We start from the raw sequence: 19,383 nt of genomic DNA, 5'->3' as shown, positions 1-19,383 counted from the left end.
ATGGGAGACAGCTTCTAGTGACTTTTATGGTTTAAATATTGTTAAGTAAAATTGTTATAGGGTTAATATAAAGATATAATAGGGTGCCCATAGGCATAATCAGTTTAAGAGAGTGAGAAGACTTCGGGATAATTAGTTAATGACATTAATCTTACGACCAGTTGGAAGATAAATCATCTGTGTAATAGTAGCATGGGGGATAGTGTTCTCTAATGCTTCCAATTTAGTGTTGTCTGAATCGCAGTTATTGAAAGTATTGGTTTCTTGATCATTGCTAGTAGTTTCTTCAAGTAATTGACCTTCGCTAACCTCATTTTCTTTCCCTGCGGACCCAATTTGGATTTGTTCACCATTCTGATAGAACACGATGATTTTTTCAATTGCGTTCTCATTTGTCAGTGTTTCATTGAGTGTTTCTAGTAGTTCATCTTTGTACATGTTTTGGCATCCTTCCTTAACGAATTTAATTGGAACAGAGTATGGGGCAACACTCCTAATTGCAGAGAGCCTCACGATTGGATGAAAGTCACCTATATGCAGGTTAATAAAAGTCTTGTGTATTATATGAGAACTTCTATAAATAGGTACCTCGGGAATGAAGAAGTTCACTTCTTACATGTTAATAAGTTTACCGGCATTTGTTTTAAGAACTCTACCATTGGTGAGTGCGACTTGCCCGTTGATTAATGTATAGTTAATACTGGGAGGGGTTATTATAGTTTCCTGGAGCATTAATTATTTCGGGGTCAAAAATTACTAGATCTGCTATATAACCAGTAATTCCTATTTGTTAATGCACTGACAAGAAAAACCCCCTCACATAAGACACAGAAAGAGAACCAATAATGTGGTTCTCTTTTTTGTGTCTGTTGCAAGGGGATTATACTGTTTTGACGGGCCTTTTTAAGCAAATAATCAATGACTACTCGGCCTTTTTAAAAATCGACCAAGGTGTATCAACGGGTTTACCATCTTCTAACATTTTCTGAACAGTTCCGGGAGTATAGAAGCCAGCCTTTTCTGTTTTGAATAGGCACTCTTCTAAAGATATTTCTTCCCAAGTATCTTCGCCTTTTAATTGAGTTAAAAATCTCATATAACTAATCCTCCGTTTACGAATTTTAAAGCCAAACTTATTATAGCAGGAATTAGATCTCAAATAAATCCTTATTTCCAACCTTTTTGAAAGGATAACAAGACAGAGATGGAGAAAACAGTTTGTTTTCCATGGATATGCTAGTATTATGGTTTGTAAAATTACGGATTCATTAAGTATTTAAACAGGATATGAGTAAGACTTAGTGAACTCATTAATAGGTTTTTCTTTGGAACGGAGTATATAGAGGGTATGCTGATAGGCATTTAAAGGAGGGGCTGAAATTGACTAAGTCGAAAGTGACAATCTTAGTTGAAAACACTGTTGGGGTTCCTTTAGGGCTGTTAGGGGAATGGGGATTGTCTATGCTCTTGGATTTTGGAGATGAGAAGATCCTGTTTGATGCAGGAGAGCAGGGCAACCTTGTCAATAATGCCCAGATTTTGGGCTGTGATCTGCGACAAGTTGATAAGGTGGTCTTAAGTCATGGACACTATGATCACACGGGAGGACTTTACAAGTTATTGCAATATAAGGGGACAACGTCTGTCTACGCTCATCCGAATTTATTTGCAGGCCACTTTGCTAAAGGTTCCGGTACTCATACAAACCGCTATATCGGTGTTCCTTATTGTCAGCAGCAATTAGAAGGTTTAGGTGCCAGCTTTCACTGGCATAGTGAACCATTTGAATTAAGGCCGGGACTGTGGTTAAGTGGAGAAATCCTGCGAGAATCATCCTTTGAGCACATAGATGACCACTTGGTTGAATTTGCAGGAGAGCAGGTTGTTCAAGACAGTCTTAAAGATGATCTAAGCATGTTTTATGTGACAAATGGAGGTTTAATCATCCTGCTGGGCTGCGCACATTCCGGATTGGTAAACATTGTAGAGCAGGCGAGGCAGATAACTAAAGAAAGTAAAGTGAGAGGGATCATCGGCGGAACTCATCTTGGACCGGCTTCTGCCGAACAACGGCAGCAAACTATTGACTATCTTAAAAGCCTTAATCTGGAGTGCCTGGCACCCAATCATTGTACAGGATCTGCTATGTTGACTAAGTTAGCCACAGAGTTTCCTAAGGCATTTAGATGGGCCATGGCTGGGGTTGTTTTAGAATTTTGATGTGTTTCGAAACCGGAAAAATTTTAATTGGTTTAAAAAAGAAACATGTCCAGTGTGGCCGGGAGTAAGTATCCATTGCCAATCGGAAAACCTGGGATGGTATGAGACGCAATTGGCGGCCACGTTTCTTTGGTCAAAAAGCTCCCAGCATTTGGCTGGAATATATAGCGGCCACGGCCTCAGTCATCTGCATGTCTTCCTTCGGATTATCAATGGTAAGCGCAAAAGTCTTATCCCCTGCCGTACTAAAGGTTTTAGGCAAAGTGTTCTAACAGTGCTGTTCTTGGGCTTCTTATTCAGTTATGCTTTCAATCTCTGATTTCCGGTTTACTTTTTTATTAAACTTAGCCGCATCAATGATGAATCTCTCATGAGTACCTTCAGAAATTTGGTCTACCCCATCATGGGCTTCGACATGAAACAATAATCTTTTACCTTCGATCTTTTCTAACCGTAGTTTAACTGTAACAGTTAAACCTGGCGGTGTAGCGGCAATGTGGCTTAATTTGACATCGGTTCCAACGGTTTGTTCGTTAGGCCAATCCAAATGAGGATTGATAGCTTTAATACATGCCCATTCAAATAAGCCCACCATAAATCCCGTTCCAAACACTTTAGGCATTGCTTGGAATTCTGCCGATTCAGGGTAAAGATAAGGAACAGTTTTATTTTCTGGAACAGTAAACTTAAACTCATAATACAAACCAGATTGTAAAGTGCTTTTCATTTGAAACCCTCCTTAATTTAAAGTGAATCTATCTAAGTATTCTTTATTAAGCAAATCAATTAATGTCATTAGCGTAAATTAAAAGTATAAATTAAATTTTTTTGATTTTCTTAAGTAAAGAGATCGAACCAACGTTTAGTAAAGTTTTCTAGTGGTCAAGAGCTACCTATAGCGTTGAATATTCTATACTTTCTGCTTACTTCCTGCTATGTGAAATAATTAATTTAGAATATTATGAATAAAATGGCAAAACGTAACAACGCCGTTCATTGGAGAAACCTTCCTGGGCTTTCGAGACTGGGAAGGTTTTTTGTGTCTACCTTAGATTATGACCAATTTGACACTGGAATCCCACCCTGGCGCAATAGAACATAGTGAATAGTTCCGTGTGTCAAAATACTTGCTAACAAATAGTTTGTCAACAAAATAATCTGTTAAAAAAAATAGGCTTTCTTCAGCCAGTCTTTTTTATAATTGTAGTTTAAATTCGCTCTAAAAATTTCTTTAATTGAGTTTGTTCTTCTGAACTAAATTGTTTTAATACTTCTATATTTACTTCTTCAACAATTTTACCTATTGGATCACGCAATTTGAATCCCCTTTCAGTTAATTCAACATTAATGGTTCGCCGATCTCCTTTACAAGTATTCCTCATAATCAATGCTTTGTTTTCCAATCTATCAAGGATTCCAGTGATAGTTGAACTATCTAAACCCAAAACATTCCCAATTTGCTTGGGGTTTTGACTGCCCTTATCCCAAAGACATTGTAACACTCCATATTGCACAGGCGTTACGTTAAACGGTTCAAGTTCCGACTTTAAACATTTAAAAACTTTTTGTTGTGCCTGAGTCAGTAAGAAATTAATACATTCAGTCATTTCCATAATTATAGCACCTCTATTTTTTAGTTATATAAACCACTATATTTCAAACCTATTAATCTTGTCAATCAAGTTTACAAAGCTTCAGAGCTGAAGCCATGATTTCCTTAAAATAAAAATCCAACATTGTCCTATTTCAACCCAAGACTATCGTGGGCTGGAGTTTAATATGCCTCAAAAGAGACGTCATAGTGTAGTTAGCAGCTTAATAGCTAATTTAACTTGAAATTTCTCAGAGGAACTTTAAGTCTGAAATACTATATTTATACATATTTATTTGTTGACAAAATACTTGCTAGCAAGTAATATTTAATTATCAAAAGCTTTTGAATATTAAACTAAATTGAAAATTTAAGGAGGGGATATTGGATTCTAGTATGCGATATGGAAACATCAACTGAACCTATATTTAAGTAGAGGACAGTCATCATAGGCAACGGTGAAGATTCCGCCGGAACAATGCTCGCGAGAAGTAGGAGAACGGAATCTTGATACGTTGGTGAGAAATAAGTATAGGTTTCAAAGCGACACCCTAAATTTAATAGAGTTGGTTCCCTTGCCATTCAATTATGAGGACGTTTTGAGAGAGTCATGTGTTGTTAGACGTTTATAGGCACATCGGAAAACTATTTATTCCACGTGAATTTCCAGTTTAGCTCGATAAAAACAAATATCCTCCCACTAAAAGTGGGAGGATGCAATAAAGTTGGATCAAGGAAACCCTTGTCCCGACTGCCTCAGCGAATGCCGAGAGGCTGTTTAAAATTTAGGAGGAGGCAATTAAGATGGATTTTCAGTTATCAGAAGAACAAGAAATGATTCAGAAAGTGGCTAGGGATTTTGCACAAAAGGAACTTTTACCTATCGTACTTGAGAGCGACGAAACTAGTACATTTCCTGTAGATCTTTATAAGAAGATGGGTGAGATGGGTTTATTGGGCTTACCGTTCCCATCAGAATATGGTGGTTCCGACGGAGATTATTTATCCTACATCTTAGCCGTAGAAGAAATTTCCAAGGTGCATAGTGCTGTTGGTATCTCATATTCTGTAAATACCTCTCTCTGTGCAGGCGGAATATATCAAAACGCTTCAGAGGAACAAAAGAAAAAATATCTCCCGGATGTATGTTCCGGAAAGAAATTTGGCTCTTTCGGATTAACTGAGCCAAATGCGGGCTCAGATGCAGCAGGTGTAAGAACTAGAGCTGTAAAAGATGGAGATCACTATATATTAAATGGTTCCAAATGCTTCATTACAAATGGCCCTCTATCAGAGACCTTCTTAGTATTTGCTTCAACGGATCTAAGTCAAGGAACAAAAGGATTATCAGCGTTTATTCTTGAAAAAAGTTTCCCGGGATTTTCAATAGGCACTATTGAAAACAAATGTGGGATAAGAGCAACTAAAGTTTCAGAACTGCTTTTTGAAGACTGTATCGTCCCAGCTGAAAACTTAGTAAAACAAGAGGGAAAAGGTTTTGGGATAGCAATGAAAACTCTTGATGGTGGGAGATTCGGAGTCGCCGCACAAGGACTTGGTCTTGCAGAAGGAGCATATGATTGTGCGGTAAAATATCTGAAAGAAAGAATACAGTTTGGCAAGCCTTTATTTAAGAATCAGTATTTAGCATTTAAAATGGCTGAATTAGCAATTGAAATTGAACAAGCGAAGTATCTATTGTATAAAGGAGTTCTCGATAAACAAGCAGGAAGACCTTATTCAGTTTCAGCAGCTAAGGCAAAAATGGCTTGTACAGATGCAGCCATGCATGTAACTGTAGAATGCGTTCAGATGCTTGGTGGAAATGGCTTCATGAAGGATTATCATGTTGAAAGAATGATGAGAGATTCTAAGATAACTCAGATCTATGAAGGAACAAATCAAATAATGAGAATGATTATTGCTGGAGAAATTTTTAAAGATTAGATCCCCAATATAATAGATTTGCGTTTATGGCAGAAGGCAGAATGAATACACTTAGATATTTTCGTATTAAAACACCACGGTTTTATCGTGATTGCTCTTTTAATCACTTTCCATTTTGAGTTATGAGATTTCCATAAATTCGAGGTTGAATGATGAAGAAGGAAATATAAAGACAAAACGACGGTTTATGGAGTGATATCGTTATGTAGAAAGGAGAAATATGAAAGAGTGTATTGCTTGTCATTCAGGACAAATAAAACAGGTGGATATCAAAACAAGAGATGATGTATTTACCTTAATTGAGAATAGTGAAGTGGTTGTTAATCCGCAAAGCCAAAACATCATAAAATTTGTTTGTTTAAATTGTGGATTTATAAACCTTTATGCAGAGGACTATTTTTAAGAAAACATTCCCACCAAATAGTTTGCAATATGAATCTAAGGCAGCAAGTAGAATTAATACACGTCTCCATTACGTCGCTGTTATTACGCTCTTATCGATCACCCATAGTGTTTTTTCTCAGTTACTTATTAAGACAGGGACGATATCGTGTTCATGTTTGCTTTAAAACAGAAAATTGATCCTTCTGAGTACTTATCAAGATAGACTAGTCGTATACTTAAGCCAAAATTTTTTGAATATTATATTAAGAGCTTTAAGTATCTTTCTAAGTAATTTTTTGGTACTCAGGTCCTTCCGGCCGGCTAAATGCCTTTAGTCCTGACTTGATCAAGTCTAAATAACAGATAAAAGCCGGAAGTTCTGAGTTAGCTTTTATTGATGAGCAGTTCCTTACCCTTTTTATTTGTACTGTTTAAATGCCCCGCAATTTGCGGGGCAGGTTATATCACTGAGGATAACATTGGAGGAGGACAAATATGAAGAAGGTTATTATTCTTACAGCAGAAGAGGCTGTTGATTTAGTTAAAGATGGGGACACTCTTTGTACCAGTGGATTTGTTGGAAATAGTCTTCCGGAAGCACTTTTTAAGGTTATAGAAAAGAAATTTTTAGAGACTGGCTATCCTCAAAATATAACTTTGTTTTATCCAGCATCACAAGGCAGCAGGAACGGCACAGGCGGTGATCATTTTGCTCACGAAGGTTTGGTTAAAAGAGTAATAGCAGGTCATTTAAATACTGCTCCAAAGTTAGGCGAACTGTGTCTAGCTAATAAATGTGAAGGTTATAATTTACCACAAGGTGCTTTGGAATATGTTATTAGAGATGCTGCGGGTCATAGGCCTGGTACAATTACACATGTTGGATTAGGTACTTTTGTTGATCCAAGAAATGGCGGAGGCAAAATAAACGCTAGGACGACAGAAGATTTGGTAGAAGTTATAAAAATCGGCAATGAAGAAAAGCTTTTCTACAAAGCATTTCCTATAGATATCGCCTTCCTTAGAGGTACTTATGCGGATGAGTATGGTAATGTAACCCTAGAAAAAGAAGTAGCTACTATTGAGGTTACATCTATAGCACAAGCAGTTATAAATAATGGTGGAAAAGTAATTGTTCAAGTGGAAAAGGTTGTAAAAGGTGGTACTTTAGACCCCAGACTGGTACAAATACCAGGCATTTATGTTCATGCTGTTGTAGAAGTAGTTGATATGAAAGATCATGAACAAAGTGTTGGACATGAATATAATCCAGCACTTTGCGGGGAAGTAAGAGCACCTGAAGGTAATGTTGAAATAACCCCATTGACTATTAAAAAAGTTATTGGCAGAAGAGCAGCTATGGAATTAGTAAAGGATACAGTTGTTAATTTAGGTGTAGGAACACCTGAGTATGTTGCTCAAGTTGCAAGTGAAGAAGAAATAGCAAGTTATATGACTTTAACTGTTGAATCAGGGGCAATAGGGGGCAGTCCTCAAGGTGGAGCTAGATTTGGTGCTACTTTAAATCCTGACGCTATTATTGACCAAAATAGTCAGTTTGATTTTTATGATGGCGGCGGTCTGGACATGGCATTTTTAGGCTTAGCTGAATGTGATGAAAAGGGTAACATTAATGTCAGCAGATTCGGTCCCAAAATACCGGGATGTGGTGGTTTCATCAATATCACCCAAAATGCTAAAAAAGTATTCTTCTGCGGTACATTTACAGCAAGAGGTTTAAAACAAAAAATTGAAGATGGCAAGTTAATAATAGAACAAGAAGGAACGCAAAGGAAATTCATTAAACAAGTTGAACAGGTTACATTTAGTGGAAGATATGCGGTTAAAACTGAACAACCTGTTTTATATATAACAGAAAGAGCGGTATTTGAATTAAAAGAAGAGGGACTTAACTTAATAGAAGTTGCTCCCGGAATTGATATTCAAACACAAATTATAGATTTAATGGATTTTGTCCCTACGGTTGACAAAAATATTAAACTTATGGACTCAAGACTTTTTAGTGAAGAACTAATGAACTTGAAGAAATAATCAAAAAGGGAGATTAATCGATGTTTACAATGGGGATTGATATTGGGTCCTCATCCTCAAAGGTTGTCATACTTGAAGATGGAGTTAATATTATCGCTGGAGAAGTCATTCAGATTGGAACAGGTTCGACAGGACCTAAACGTGTACTAGATGAAGCTCTTTCCAAAGTAGGTCTTAAATTGGAAGACATGGCTAAAATTATTGCTACAGGCTACGGAAGATCTTCTGTGGAAGAAGCACACAAACAAATTAGCGAAATCAGTTGTCAGGCTAAGGGAGTTTTCTTTTTAGTTCCTTCAGCAAAATTAATTATTGATATCGGCGGTCAAGATGTTAAGGCAATCAGACTTGACAGTAAAGGCGGCGTTAAGCAGTTTTTTATGAATGATAAATGTGCCGCCGGAACCGGACGTTTTCTCGATGTTATGTCACGAGTACTGGAAGTTAATCTTGATGAAATGGCAGAATACGATGCTCGGGCAACAGAACCTGCCACAGTCAGCAGCACTTGCACAGTTTTTGCAGAATCAGAGGTAATATCTCAGCTTTCCAACGGAGTTGCTAAAGAGAATATTATTGCAGGGGTTCACCAGTCAGTTGCCAGCAAAGCCTGTGGACTTGCCTATCGATGTGGGGTGGAAGAGGACATTGTTATGTGCGGGGGTGTCGCCAAAGATTTAGGGGTTGTCCGGGCAATCAGCAAAGAACTGAAAAAACCAGTCATTGTAGCTCCTAATCCACAAATTACAGCTGCCCTTGGAGCTGCTATATTTGCCTTCGAAGAAGTTAGGGGAGCTAATATATAAAGGAAAGAGGTATGAGAAATGACTGATACAACAAATATGAGTGCCAAAGAATTGTTAGGTTTCTATCAGGAAGAATTGTATGAAGAAGCGAGACGGGCAAAAAAAGAAGGAAAACTTGTTTGTTGGTCTGCATCTGTTGCTCCTTCGGAGTTTTGTGTGGCTATGGATGTTGCGATGATATATCCTGAAACCCATGCTGCGGGTATTGGGGCCAGAAAAGGTGCCTTAGATGTGCTTGAAGTTGCCGATGAAAAAGGCTATAACCTGGATACTTGCTCTTATGCAAGAGTGAATCTTGGTTATATGGAACTTTTGAAACAAGAGGCTTTAACAGGAAAAACACCGGAAAAGCTTGAAAAATCCCCAGCGGCAAGAATACCGCTTCCCGATTTTGTAATAACCTGTAACAACATTTGTAACACATTGCTTAAGTGGTATGAGAATCTTGCCGTTGAATTAAATATTCCTTGCATCATCATTGATGTTCCCTTTAATCATACAATGCCCATTCCACAGTATGCCAAGGATTATATTGCGGAACAGTTTAAGGAAGCTATTACTCAGCTTGAGGAAATTTGCGGCAGGAAATTCGACTACGACAAATTCTTAAAAGTACAGGAACAAACCCAACGTTCTGTTGCCCAATGGAACAGAATCGCTTCTTTGTCAGGACATAAACCATCCCCTTTAAATGGTTTTGATCTTTTCAACTATATGGCCCTGATCGTTTGTGCAAGAAGCAAAGACTACGCGGAGATTACGTTTAAAAAGTTTGCGGATGAACTTGAAGAAAATCTTAATAAGGGGATCTTCGCCTTTAAAGGGAATGAACAAAAGCGGGTAACTTGGGAGGGCATAGCTGTTTGGCCGCACCTTGGCCATACGTTTAAAGGATTAAAGAATCTTGGCGATATCATGACAGGTTCAGCTTATCCCGGTTTGTGGAATCTTAGTTATACACCCGGGGATATGAGTTCAATGGCGGAATCTTATACTAGAATTTATATCAATACTTGTCTCGATAACAAAGTTAAGGTTCTTAGTGACGTAATTAGCGGAGGAAAGTGTGACGGTGTTATTTATCATCAGAACAGAAGCTGTAAGCTCATGAGTTTTCTGAATGTTGAAACGGCTGATATGCTCCAAAAAGAAAATCATTTACCCTATGTAAGCTTTGATGGAGACCAAACTGATCCTCGTAACTTTTCTCCTGCACAGTTTGATACACGTATCCAGGCATTAGATGAAATGATGAAGCAGAATAAGGAGGGAGTTTCCAATGAGTAGACTCGAAACTATCATCAGCGAATTATCTTCAATTTCAAATAATCCCCGCAAGGCTATGGAAGATTATAAGAAAGAAACCGGTAAAGGGTCGGTAGGGGTTATGCCTTATTATGCTCCTGAAGAAATAATTCATGCTGCCGGTTTTCTTCCCGTAGGTATTTGGGGAGGACAAAAGAGTATTTCCAAAGCCCGTGCCTATTTACCTCCATTTGCTTGTTCAATTATGCAATCCGTTATGGAAATGCAGCTTGAAGGGGTATATGACGATTTAGAAGCTGTACTTTTCCCAGTTCCTTGTGACACTTTAAAATGTCTTAGCCAAAAATGGAAAGGAACATCACCTGTCATCGTATTTACTCATCCTCAAAACAGAAAACTGGAAGCAGCCAATAAATTTCTTGCTGAGGAATATAGGCTTGTTCGTGAAAAGCTACAAACAATATTGAATGTAAAGATTACGGATGAAGCACTCAACCAAAGTATTGAAACTTATAACGAAAATCGTAAAGCAATGCGTGAATTTACGGACTTAGCTGCTAATTATCCTCAGATTATTGATCCCAAAAAACGTCATGCGATTATAAAAGCAAGATTTTTTATGGAAAAATCTAAACATACCGCTATGGTAAAAGAATTGAATTCAGAGCTTAAATCGTTACCTGTTGAAGCCTTTACAGGTAAAAAGGTTGTTTTAACAGGAATTATGGCTGAACCCAATGAAGTATTAGACATTTTAAAAGATAACGGTTTTGCTGTTGTGGCAGACGACCTGGCCCAGGAATCCAGACTGTTCAGAAATGATGTTCCGTCAGGTACAGACCCACTATATCGATTGGCTAAATGGTGGCAAGAATTCGATGGTTGTTCTCTTGCTACAGATGCGAAAAAATCAAGAGGTCCCATGATGATGGATATGGTTAAAGGGTCTAAGGCCGATGCAGTTGTGGTTTGCATGATGAAGTTCTGTGACCCTGAAGAATTTGACTATCCAATCTACTATAGACAGTTTGAAGAAGCCGGAATTAAGAGCTTATTTATAGAAATTGACCTGGAAACAACATCCTTTGAACAGACTAAAACCAGAGTTCAAAGTTTTAGTGAAATGCTGTGATTTCTAAGTTAATAGAACCTTTAAGTTATCTCTCTTGTTGATTATTTGTAGCATGACTTGGTGGGAAGAGGTAGTATAGTATTTGCGCCCCTTCCCACTTTGTTTTTTCAGCAGAGAATTATAGTTGCTTTATTGAAGTTTCGCTTAAATTGATTATTTTAAAAGTGGTCTGACAGGCGTGCCATATTCGAAGCGTTATAAAGGAGGGTATAGGATGTTAGCTCGTGAAGTCTTGGAAGAACTTGTTCAAGTGCTCGGTCGTGAAAATGTCCTCACAGAGCATGAAGACTTATTGACCTATGCTTATGACGCAACTGCGGCGATGAAACATCATAAGCCGGATGTTGTGGTTGCACCTCTATCGACAGAACAGGTGGCAGATGTGGTGAAAATCGCCCTGCGTTATCATGTCCCTATTTATACACGTGGTTCCGGAACGAACCTTAGTGGGGGAACGATTCCCATTGAAGGGGGTATGGTTCTCTCCATGCTCCACCTCAACAAAATTCTGGAAGTAGACCAGGACAATTTAACGGCAACGGTTCAACCTGGGGTGATCATTCAGGCTCTCAATGATGAAGCGGCCAAACACGGCTTATTGTATCCGCCGGATCCCGGTACAGTCACCACAGCAACTATGGGTGGCTCGGTTTCGGAGTGTTCAGGTGGATTGCGTGGTCTGAAATACGGTGTAACCAAACATTATATTATGGGCTTGCAAATGGTCTTGGCGAATGGAGAAGTCACTCGTTGGGGAGGAAAAACAGTAAAGAACGTGACAGGGTATGATTTAGTGGCTCTCTTTACCGGGGCTGAAGGAACCTTGGGGATTATCACTGAAATAATTGTCAAACTCATTCCGGCTCCGGAAGCACGTAAGAGCATGTTAGCGGTCTTTGATGACGTTGATAAAGCTGGGAGGGCCATCGCAGCCATTATTCGCAATAAAGTTATTCCGGCCACACTGGAGATCTTGGATAATGTGACGATTCAGACCGTGGAAAACTTTGTCCATGCGGGACTCCCTATGGACGCGGAAGCGGTCCTCTTATGTGAAGTGGACGGCTACAAGGAAGTTGTCCAACGGGAAGCTGTATTGGTGGAACGAATTATGAAAGAGGAAGGAGCCGTTCAGTTAAAAATAGCTAAAGACGATAAAGAGCGCGACCTTTTGTGGTTGGCTCGTCGCAGCGCCCTTCCTGCCCTTGCTCAAAAACGACCGACCACCGTACTTGAAGATGCCACTGTTCCCCGGAGTAAAATTCCGGATATGCTTAAAGCAATCCGCAGTATTGCAACAAAACACAATCTTCAAATTGCCACATTCGGGCACGCAGGAGACGGAAATCTGCATCCCACTATTATAACTGATGAACGCGACGCAGAAGAAATGAAAAGAGTGCACCTGGCAGTGGACGAGATTTTCGAAACGGCGTTAGCCCTGGGAGGAACCCTTTCCGGTGAACATGGGATTGGTATCGCCAAAATGAAATATCTTAACAGGGAATTTGGAGAAGCAGGTGTGGCGGCCTTGAAGCGCATTAAAGAAGCCCTGGACCCCAACTATTTGTTGAACCCTGGGAAGATTGTAAGGAGGGACTGATCGTGTCCGTATATGATTCACTGGATTCGATTACCGAAGAACTCCATAAATGTATGAAATGCGGCAATTGCATGGCGGTATGCCCCATTTACAAGGAAACACGCCAGGAAGTCGGAGTTGCCAGGGGAAAGATTAGTTTAGCGGAATACATTCTCTCGGGCGAAACAGAGATGACAAAGGGAATGGGGAACCGTTTTTCCCTTTGTACTACCTGCATGGCTTGTAATACCAACTGTCCCTGTGGGGTTCGGTTTGATAAAATTATTCTTGCAGCAAGAGCGGAAGCCGTCCGTAAAAAAGGCCTGCAGTCGGCCAAAAAAATTGCCTTTACTGCCTTGAAGATGCAGCGAGTGTTTGATTTTGGGATGAAGGCGGGAAGTATCTTCCAGGGTGTTGCCTTAAAAAACATACCGAATCGACACAGCAAATTAGCACGTATGCGCGTGGATGTGGGGATAGGTAAGGAGAAAGTCTTCCCCATGTTGGCCAAGAAGACCTTGCGTTCCGAGTTCCCTGAAGTGATTAAGGTTAAAAACCCTAAGCTGAGAGTTGGGTTCTTCACGGGCTGCATGATCAACTATTTTTACACGGACATCGGCAGAGCGGTGATCGCGGTGCTTAGGGAAAATGACATCGAAGTGGTCATTCCTAAGTTCCAGGCTTGTTGTGGTATCCCAGCCTCGGTCAATGGGGATGTGGCTTCAGCCCGTACTTTGGCTAAACGCAATTTGCGGGCCTTTGAGAGAATAGGGGCAGATGCCTTAGTTGTCGCCTGTTCTTCTGGTGGTACTGCTTGGAAGCACGTTTTTGGAGAGCTGCTGGAAAATGATCACGAACTTAAAGCCTTGGCGGATAAATGGGCTAAGAAATCCTATGATATTTCTGAGTTCCTGATTCATCAAGTTCCCTTTAAGAAAGAAGGTTTGGGTCGCGTAGCGCGTAAAGTGACGTATCACGAACCTTGTCACTTAAACCGTGGACAGGGGATTAGTAAAGAACCGCGGGAAATTTTAAAAAGCATTCCCGGTGTAGAATTGATTGAAATGAAAGAGCCGGGTCGTTGTTGTGGTATGGCTGGATCATTCAGCCTGGTACACCCGGATCTCTCCGGACAAATTTCTGATCGTAAAACAGCAGATATCCAGACGACAAAAACTGATACAGTAGCAACGGGTTGTCCGGCTTGTCGGTTGCAACTGCAAAGCGGGGTCGAAAATGCCGGATTTGACGAAGAAGTGTTGCATACTGTTCAAATCTTGGCTGAGTCTTATCGAGTCGGTAAGGAAGAACTAAAACGTTCTAAATAGTTGGAATGATGGAAACGCTTTAAATAAGTGTTTCCATGTTTTTTGGTGTGCATTGACCATATTGTCTATGTACTTAATGGCAGGGCAGGGTAAGCGGCCGGGCTTGTACCAAGAATCTTACGCGGGTAAGATTCTTGGTACAAGCCCGGGAGAAAGAGTTCGCGGAATGAGTTATGAAATGGAGAAATGGAGCTGCCGGAAAAGGTTACAGGTTTATCAATGTGAATAAAGGTGAGGAGCGTGGAGAGATGGTTGAGAGCCATAAGAAAAAAATCAAGAGTGATTCAATCCGGTTGAGAGCTGTGATTCCTGAGCGACGCAGAACAAAAAATCCCTACGGATTGGAGTTCGTTCTCAACGACGATGAGTCAATAGATAGAATTCTTTCAACGTTCAGCAAGGTTTACGATACTCCTGAGGATTTTATTTCTGAAGTTGTGGAAGGCCTGAATTTCTCTTATGGAGTAAAGGATAAAAGTGGTGATGTTTTCCTGACGGGTTTAACATATGGTGCAAATTCTATTGAGCATTATAACCCTTTCGATCCGATAAGATTTGTAATAATAATCGGTGAGGAGCGGAACGTGCTTATGCTGGACTGCAGGCGTGACACTTCCGATGGCTCAATCCTCATACAAAGACCCTACGAAACGACTATGGCGATTCCTGCTAATTTTGACGAATACCGTGAAATTCTAACCCAGATGATTGCTTTTTACCGAAGTAAGCCCGAGCGCGATCATTTTGGGAAAATGGTCAAAGCCTTCTTAATCGTAGATGAATTAATGCCGCCAATAAGCGACGGGACAACGGTCTGTCATCGCAAATGCCGATGGTAAACAAAACACCCCCTCTAACTAAAAGCTTGACATGGAAAGCAACAAGAGATAGTATATGAGAAAAATTAAATAATTTTGCGGGGGGACTCTTAGGAGTTGAGAAGGTAAAACCTGACCCTTAGAACCTGTCAGTTAACACTGGCGAAGGGAAGCAAGCCACTATCAATTATGAAAAAGTGCTTTTCTTACTAAAGGAGAGCACTTTTTATTATTAAAACTGAATAAATTGCGGGGGGACTCTTAGGAGTTGAGAAGGTAAAACCTGACCCTTAGAACCTGTCAGTTAACACTGGCGAAGGGAAGCAAGCCACTATCGATAATGAATAAGCGCTTTCCTTGCTAAAGGAGAGCATTTTTTTATTATAAAAAACTGAGAAAGGAAGATTAAATGGATAATAAAGGGGAGATTCAAAACCAAATAGGCCGTTGAAACTGTAAGACGGACAAATCCTCTGGCAGGGTCGATCACCGACACAGTAACGATGAATTTTGTGGCTAATGCCCAGCTTGCCGTCGGGGGATCGGCGGCTATGGTTTATCTGCCTGATGAGGGTGAGTTTTTGGTAAAAGCCGGCGGAGCTGCCTACATAAATATACATGGGTAAGCTTCTGTATAAGGCAACCGCAGAGGATATTACTAACAATCCATTGGAAATTGAGGCGGTTTAGCGGGGGTATTAGTGGCAGTTAGAAGCGTACCCCTCTACCCATGTGAAATATCTATAAGGAGGAGAAATAGCCATGAGAGAATATGCAACCCAGATGGAAGCGGCAAGAAAAGGAATTATCACCGCGGAATTGAAAATCGTAGCTAAAAAAGAGCTGATGACGGCTGAAGAGCTGATGGCATTAGTTGCAGCCGGGAAAGTAGTAATCTGTGCGAACAAAAAACATAAATGTATCGACCCCCAGGGCGTGGGCTCAATGCTGAAAACAAAGATCAATGTTAACCTTGGTGTTTCGAGAGACTGCAAGGATTATGATATAGAAATGAAAAAAGTGCTGGAAGCGGTTAATATGGGCGCTCACGCAATCATGGATTTGTCCTCACATGGAAATACTATTCCTTTTCGCAGAGAGCTTACCTCCAAATGCCCGGCTATGATCGGAACGGTGCCGGTCTATGATTCAGTTATCCACTACCAGAGAGACTTAAACACCCTGACAGCAAAAGATTTCATTGATGTCGTAAGACTTCATGCTGAAGATGGGGTTGATTTTGTCACCCTGCACTGCGGCATTACCAGAAAAACCATCGAACAGATAAAAACCCATCAACGAAAAATGAACATTGTTTCCAGGGGCGGCTCTTTGGTATTTGCCTGGATGTCTATGACAGGTGAAGAGAACCCTTTTTATGAATATTACGATGAAATTCTTGATATCTGCCGAGAATATGATGTGACTATCTCGTTGGGAGATGCCTGCAGACCGGGATGCCTGGCAGATGCTTCGGATGTGTGTCAGATTGAGGAGCTTGTACGGCTGGGCGAGCTTACCAAAAGAGCCTGGGAAAAGGATGTCCAGGTAATGGTGGAGGGACCGGGGCATATGCCGATTGATCAGATTGCCGCCAATATGAAGATCCAGCAGACCATCTGCGATGGAGCACCATTTTATGTCTTAGGACCGCTGGTAACGGATATTGCACCAGGCTATGACCATATCACCTCGGCAATCGGAGGTGCCATTGCCGCTTCAGCCGGGGCAGCTTTTTTATGCTATGTGACCCCGGCAGAACACTTGGCGCTGCCGAATTTAGAGGATGTAAAACAAGGCATTATGGCCTCAAAGATTGCTGCCCATGCAGCAGATATTGCCAAAGGTGTAAGAGGGGCAAGGGAGATTGACGACAGAATGGCGGAGGCCAGAAGGGTGTTTGACTGGGAAGCACAGTGGGAGTGCGCCATAGATCCGGAAACGGCAAAAAAGATCCGTGCCGACAGGAAGCCTGAGGATGAAGACTCCTGTTCCATGTGCGGAAAATTTTGCGCAATACGAAGTATGAACAAAGCCCTGGCCGGAGAGTTTATTGATATTTTGTAATTGAATACACAGTGATGGAAGCTCTATCTGGCCTACAAATGCCCCGGTTGTTGATTACTCAATTTCGCGCAATCGTTCTACAATGCAATGCTCTGTTTTTCGGTTGTGTGATAAGCAAGCAAAGGAACCAAAATTCCCAGGACAAACAGCAACGGCAAAACAATCAGCAACGGCCAGAAAACAAAGTGATAACTGGTAAACCAGATTTGCCCGCACAGCGGACGCACAATCAACAGGGAGCCAGCGATACTCAAGACAACAGAGCTCACTGCCGTCAAAGCTGCATAATAACTGCCTTCAAAACACAGCATTGTCACAAGCTGTTTACGCGTATGCCGATGCTTTGTAGCATAGCAAATTCTTTGCGACGGGTCAGGATACTGGTCAAAATAGCGTTGATAAAGGTTCAGAACCCCAATGAGTCCGATGATCAGCGCTAAGGCACCGCCAATCAAAACAGCCGTGTCCTGTATGCCCTTCAGACTCGCCACCGCAGTAAACTTAGACTTATAATTCATGGTCGGCTCAACGCTGTCTGTATAGTGTTTCAAAAAGGTTTCCATATCGGCCTCTTGATCATCGCCTATGTTAAAAGCATAGCTCATAACATAGGCGTTGCCGGTTAGTTCTTTGTACACCTCACTTGGCAAAAAGAAGATGGAACCCAGCCAGCGGCCGTCTGTATTGGTGTTGGGGTTCTCAACCACATGGCCAAGGACGGTCATCTCCCGCACCTGATCGCCCCAGGTCAGGGGTGAGCACATCCCCCAACCTTGTGGTTGGCACTGTTCATTTCTACGTTGCCGTGATCATCTGTTTTAACGCCCTCCAGGATATAGTTGCCTGTGGCGAGCTTGTTGGCGTCAAGTTCACCATCCACAAGGCGCAGGCGGCTAAAGAGAAATTCCTCAAGGCCGTATAGGGCGGTGGAGAATGAACCATCCGGTTGCCGGTTCATGGTCTGGGCGTAGGTTTCGCTTTGATAGCTGCCCCAGGAACCATACAGACGTCCTCCTGTCTCAAAGCCTTTTTGACCACTTACCGTAGCGATGAACCTCTCGCTCAAGACACTTTCCTCACCGTCGTATTGGTGATTGAACAGATCGGCATGGCCAATCAAGAAGTCTAAATCGCAGAAGTTTTCCAGAGCTTTGTTGACGTCCACACTCTGAGATAGGGTGAATACTGTGTTGGTAAGCACAATGCTCAGGATCACCAGAAGGGTGCGTTTTTTATCGTATAGGAAAGTATATATTTAGGACCTGTGGATAAGTATGAGTGTGCATCAGACACTTTTTTTGTCGCACAGAAAAGAACTATATCGTAACTGTTGATAACTTGGTAAAATATTAATGGGCTCTCCATGGCACGAGGGATAATTAAACAGATATTTACAGAACAATGGGAAAAATTTGAAGCAAATAATAAGGTTCGAGACATAGTATCCGAAGAAATTAATAAAATGCTTAAATGTCGAGACTTAAGTGAAGGATATAGTGAATATCGTTGCCCAACATGTGGTGAGCGTAAATATGTAGCATTTAAATGCAAGAGTAGATTTTGTACATCCTGGGGAAAAAAGGCTACCGATGATTGGGTAGAAAACTTATGTCATGAGCGGCTAGACGTACCCCACCGACATATGGTCTTTACCATACCTGAGGAGCTAAGAATTGTTTTTTTAAGAGATAGGAAGATACGTGAGCCGACCGGCCATAGCAGAATCTAGGATAGAAAGCTATGATGGGAAAGAGGTTCATTTTTGGTATGAGCAGCATCAAGACGGTAAACGAGTTGATGTTAAACCTCCGGTCTTTGAATTTATGGGGAAGCTTATTAGACATATCCCAGAACGTCAATTTAAAATGGTACGATACTATGGGCCTCTATGCACGGCGGAGGAAAAAGAAGGCTCAGCTCATCATGTCTGTATGGAAGAAGTTTAAGAAATTGAGGAATAAAAGGACCTATTGGCGAGAGAGAATCATGAAATCCTTCAACCATGATCCTTTAAACTGTCCAAAATGTGGGGATGAAATGATCCTAAATGATGTGGCTTTTAAAAAATATGGAAGCATGTTAGAACGGCTAAAAAGAAGGATGGACGGAGCGTATGAAAAGGAAGAAAAAAGACTCATCGAAGAGTATGAGTCCCAATTCCCAGGGAGAAGTGTACCTATGCAAAGGTTG

General features: G+C 40.9%; 20 protein-coding genes, 1 pseudogene and 2 riboswitches. Of the genes and pseudogenes, 15 read left to right on the top strand and 6 right to left on the bottom strand.

Features of this window, described 5'->3' with window-relative positions; translation table 11 throughout:
- Window positions 1-132 precede the first annotated feature (132 nt).
- On the bottom strand, window positions 133-438 hold the full coding sequence (locus LJE72_RS20420; RefSeq protein ID WP_229249836.1) for a hypothetical protein: 306 nt from the start codon (window positions 436-438) through the stop codon (window positions 133-135).
- A 484-nt stretch (window positions 439-922) separates the two neighbouring features.
- A complete protein-coding gene (locus LJE72_RS20415; protein ID WP_229249835.1) occupies window positions 923-1,096 on the bottom strand; it encodes a hypothetical protein in 174 nt (57 codons plus the stop codon).
- A 284-nt stretch (window positions 1,097-1,380) separates the two neighbouring features.
- Here LJE72_RS20415 and LJE72_RS20410 point away from each other — a divergent pair, with 284 nt between their 5' ends.
- Entirely contained in the window at window positions 1,381-2,220 is an 840-nt protein-coding gene (locus tag LJE72_RS20410) for an MBL fold metallo-hydrolase (protein WP_229249834.1), read from the top strand.
- 292 nt (window positions 2,221-2,512) lie between these two features.
- On the opposite strand, the gene LJE72_RS20405 is transcribed toward LJE72_RS20410, so the two are convergent.
- Together LJE72_RS20405 and LJE72_RS20400 are read right to left on the bottom strand one after the other, a co-directional pair.
- Complete coding sequence (locus tag LJE72_RS20405; RefSeq protein ID WP_229249833.1) at window positions 2,513-2,947, bottom strand: thioesterase family protein; 435 nt, start codon at window positions 2,945-2,947, stop codon at window positions 2,513-2,515.
- Between the two features lie 481 nt (window positions 2,948-3,428).
- Window positions 3,429-3,833, bottom strand: coding sequence for a MarR family winged helix-turn-helix transcriptional regulator (locus LJE72_RS20400; RefSeq protein WP_229249832.1), 405 nt, complete (start codon window positions 3,831-3,833; stop codon window positions 3,429-3,431).
- Window positions 3,834-4,615: 782 nt separating this feature from the next.
- Between LJE72_RS20400 and LJE72_RS20395 the strand changes: the two genes are divergently transcribed.
- The 11 genes from LJE72_RS20395 to thiC all read left to right on the top strand — a co-directional run bounded on the left by LJE72_RS20395 (window position 4,616) and on the right by thiC (window position 17,193).
- On the top strand, window positions 4,616-5,758 hold the full coding sequence (locus LJE72_RS20395; RefSeq protein WP_229249831.1) for an acyl-CoA dehydrogenase family protein: 1,143 nt from the start codon (window positions 4,616-4,618) through the stop codon (window positions 5,756-5,758).
- A 220-nt stretch (window positions 5,759-5,978) separates the two neighbouring features.
- Entirely contained in the window at window positions 5,979-6,161 is a 183-nt protein-coding gene (locus tag LJE72_RS20390; RefSeq protein ID WP_092330985.1) for a hypothetical protein, read from the top strand.
- Between the two features lie 476 nt (window positions 6,162-6,637).
- Window positions 6,638-8,194 (top strand): acyl CoA:acetate/3-ketoacid CoA transferase, encoded by a 1,557-nt coding sequence (locus LJE72_RS20385; RefSeq protein ID WP_229249830.1) that lies wholly within the window; start codon window positions 6,638-6,640, stop codon window positions 8,192-8,194.
- Between the two features lie 20 nt (window positions 8,195-8,214).
- Window positions 8,215-9,000, top strand: a complete 786-nt coding sequence (locus LJE72_RS20380) for an acyl-CoA dehydratase activase (protein ID WP_229249829.1) — start codon at window positions 8,215-8,217, stop codon at window positions 8,998-9,000.
- Window positions 9,001-9,018: 18 nt separating this feature from the next.
- Window positions 9,019-10,287, top strand: coding sequence for a 2-hydroxyacyl-CoA dehydratase subunit D (locus LJE72_RS20375; protein WP_229249828.1), 1,269 nt, complete (start codon window positions 9,019-9,021; stop codon window positions 10,285-10,287).
- A complete protein-coding gene (locus tag LJE72_RS20370; protein ID WP_229249827.1) occupies window positions 10,280-11,398 on the top strand; it encodes a 2-hydroxyacyl-CoA dehydratase subunit D in 1,119 nt (372 codons plus the stop codon). Before LJE72_RS20375 ends, LJE72_RS20370 begins: the two co-directional genes overlap by 8 nt.
- Before the next feature lie 214 nt (window positions 11,399-11,612).
- Entirely contained in the window at window positions 11,613-13,001 is a 1,389-nt protein-coding gene (locus tag LJE72_RS20365; protein WP_229249826.1) for an FAD-binding oxidoreductase, read from the top strand.
- 2 nt (window positions 13,002-13,003) lie between these two features.
- A complete protein-coding gene (locus tag LJE72_RS20360) occupies window positions 13,004-14,308 on the top strand; it encodes a (Fe-S)-binding protein (protein ID WP_229249825.1) in 1,305 nt (434 codons plus the stop codon).
- Window positions 14,309-14,481: 173 nt separating this feature from the next.
- Window positions 14,482-15,147 carry a hypothetical protein gene (locus LJE72_RS20355; RefSeq protein ID WP_229249824.1) on the top strand — a complete coding sequence of 222 codons (666 nt, stop codon included), beginning with the start codon at window positions 14,482-14,484 and terminating at the stop codon, window positions 15,145-15,147.
- 69 nt (window positions 15,148-15,216) lie between these two features.
- A riboswitch (TPP riboswitch) is annotated at window positions 15,217-15,315 on the top strand.
- Between the two features lie 52 nt (window positions 15,316-15,367).
- Window positions 15,368-15,466, top strand: a riboswitch (TPP riboswitch).
- Window positions 15,467-15,629: 163 nt separating this feature from the next.
- The gene (locus tag LJE72_RS20350) at window positions 15,630-15,752 is read left to right on the top strand and encodes a hydroxyethylthiazole kinase (protein WP_229249823.1); all 123 of its coding nucleotides are present in this window, start codon (window positions 15,630-15,632) and stop codon (window positions 15,750-15,752) included.
- A 136-nt stretch (window positions 15,753-15,888) separates the two neighbouring features.
- Window positions 15,889-17,193: a phosphomethylpyrimidine synthase ThiC gene (thiC, locus tag LJE72_RS20345; protein WP_229249822.1), complete on the top strand. Its 1,305-nt coding sequence runs from the start codon at window positions 15,889-15,891 to the stop codon at window positions 17,191-17,193.
- 77 nt (window positions 17,194-17,270) lie between these two features.
- On the opposite strand, the gene LJE72_RS20340 is transcribed toward thiC, so the two are convergent.
- Both LJE72_RS20340 and LJE72_RS20335 read right to left on the bottom strand, forming a co-directional pair.
- Complete coding sequence (locus tag LJE72_RS20340; RefSeq protein WP_229249821.1) at window positions 17,271-17,927, bottom strand: ABC transporter permease family protein; 657 nt, start codon at window positions 17,925-17,927, stop codon at window positions 17,271-17,273.
- A 14-nt stretch (window positions 17,928-17,941) separates the two neighbouring features.
- On the bottom strand, window positions 17,942-18,394 hold the full coding sequence (locus LJE72_RS20335) for a hypothetical protein (protein ID WP_229249820.1): 453 nt from the start codon (window positions 18,392-18,394) through the stop codon (window positions 17,942-17,944).
- A gap of 162 nt (window positions 18,395-18,556) precedes the next feature.
- Here LJE72_RS20335 and LJE72_RS20330 point away from each other — a divergent pair, with 162 nt between their 5' ends.
- The 3 genes and pseudogenes from LJE72_RS20330 to LJE72_RS26830 form a co-directional block, all read left to right on the top strand.
- The gene (locus LJE72_RS20330; protein ID WP_229249819.1) at window positions 18,557-18,922 is read left to right on the top strand and encodes a transposase zinc-binding domain-containing protein; all 366 of its coding nucleotides are present in this window, start codon (window positions 18,557-18,559) and stop codon (window positions 18,920-18,922) included.
- Window positions 18,894-19,139 carry a transposase gene (locus LJE72_RS26835; RefSeq protein WP_396391583.1) on the top strand — a complete coding sequence of 82 codons (246 nt, stop codon included), beginning with the start codon at window positions 18,894-18,896 and terminating at the stop codon, window positions 19,137-19,139. The genes LJE72_RS20330 and LJE72_RS26835 overlap by 29 nt, the downstream gene beginning before the upstream one ends.
- 4 nt (window positions 19,140-19,143) lie before the next feature.
- Window positions 19,144-19,383: pseudogene (locus LJE72_RS26830) on the top strand (hypothetical protein); the annotation flags it as partial.

This window comes from Desulfosporosinus shakirovi (genome assembly GCF_020595055.1).
GTDB classification, from domain to species: Bacteria; Bacillota; Desulfitobacteriia; order Desulfitobacteriales; family Desulfitobacteriaceae; genus Desulfosporosinus; species Desulfosporosinus shakirovi.
The sequence above is the reverse complement of the archived record's forward strand: the minus strand, read 5'-3'. Positions and strand labels throughout refer to the sequence as shown.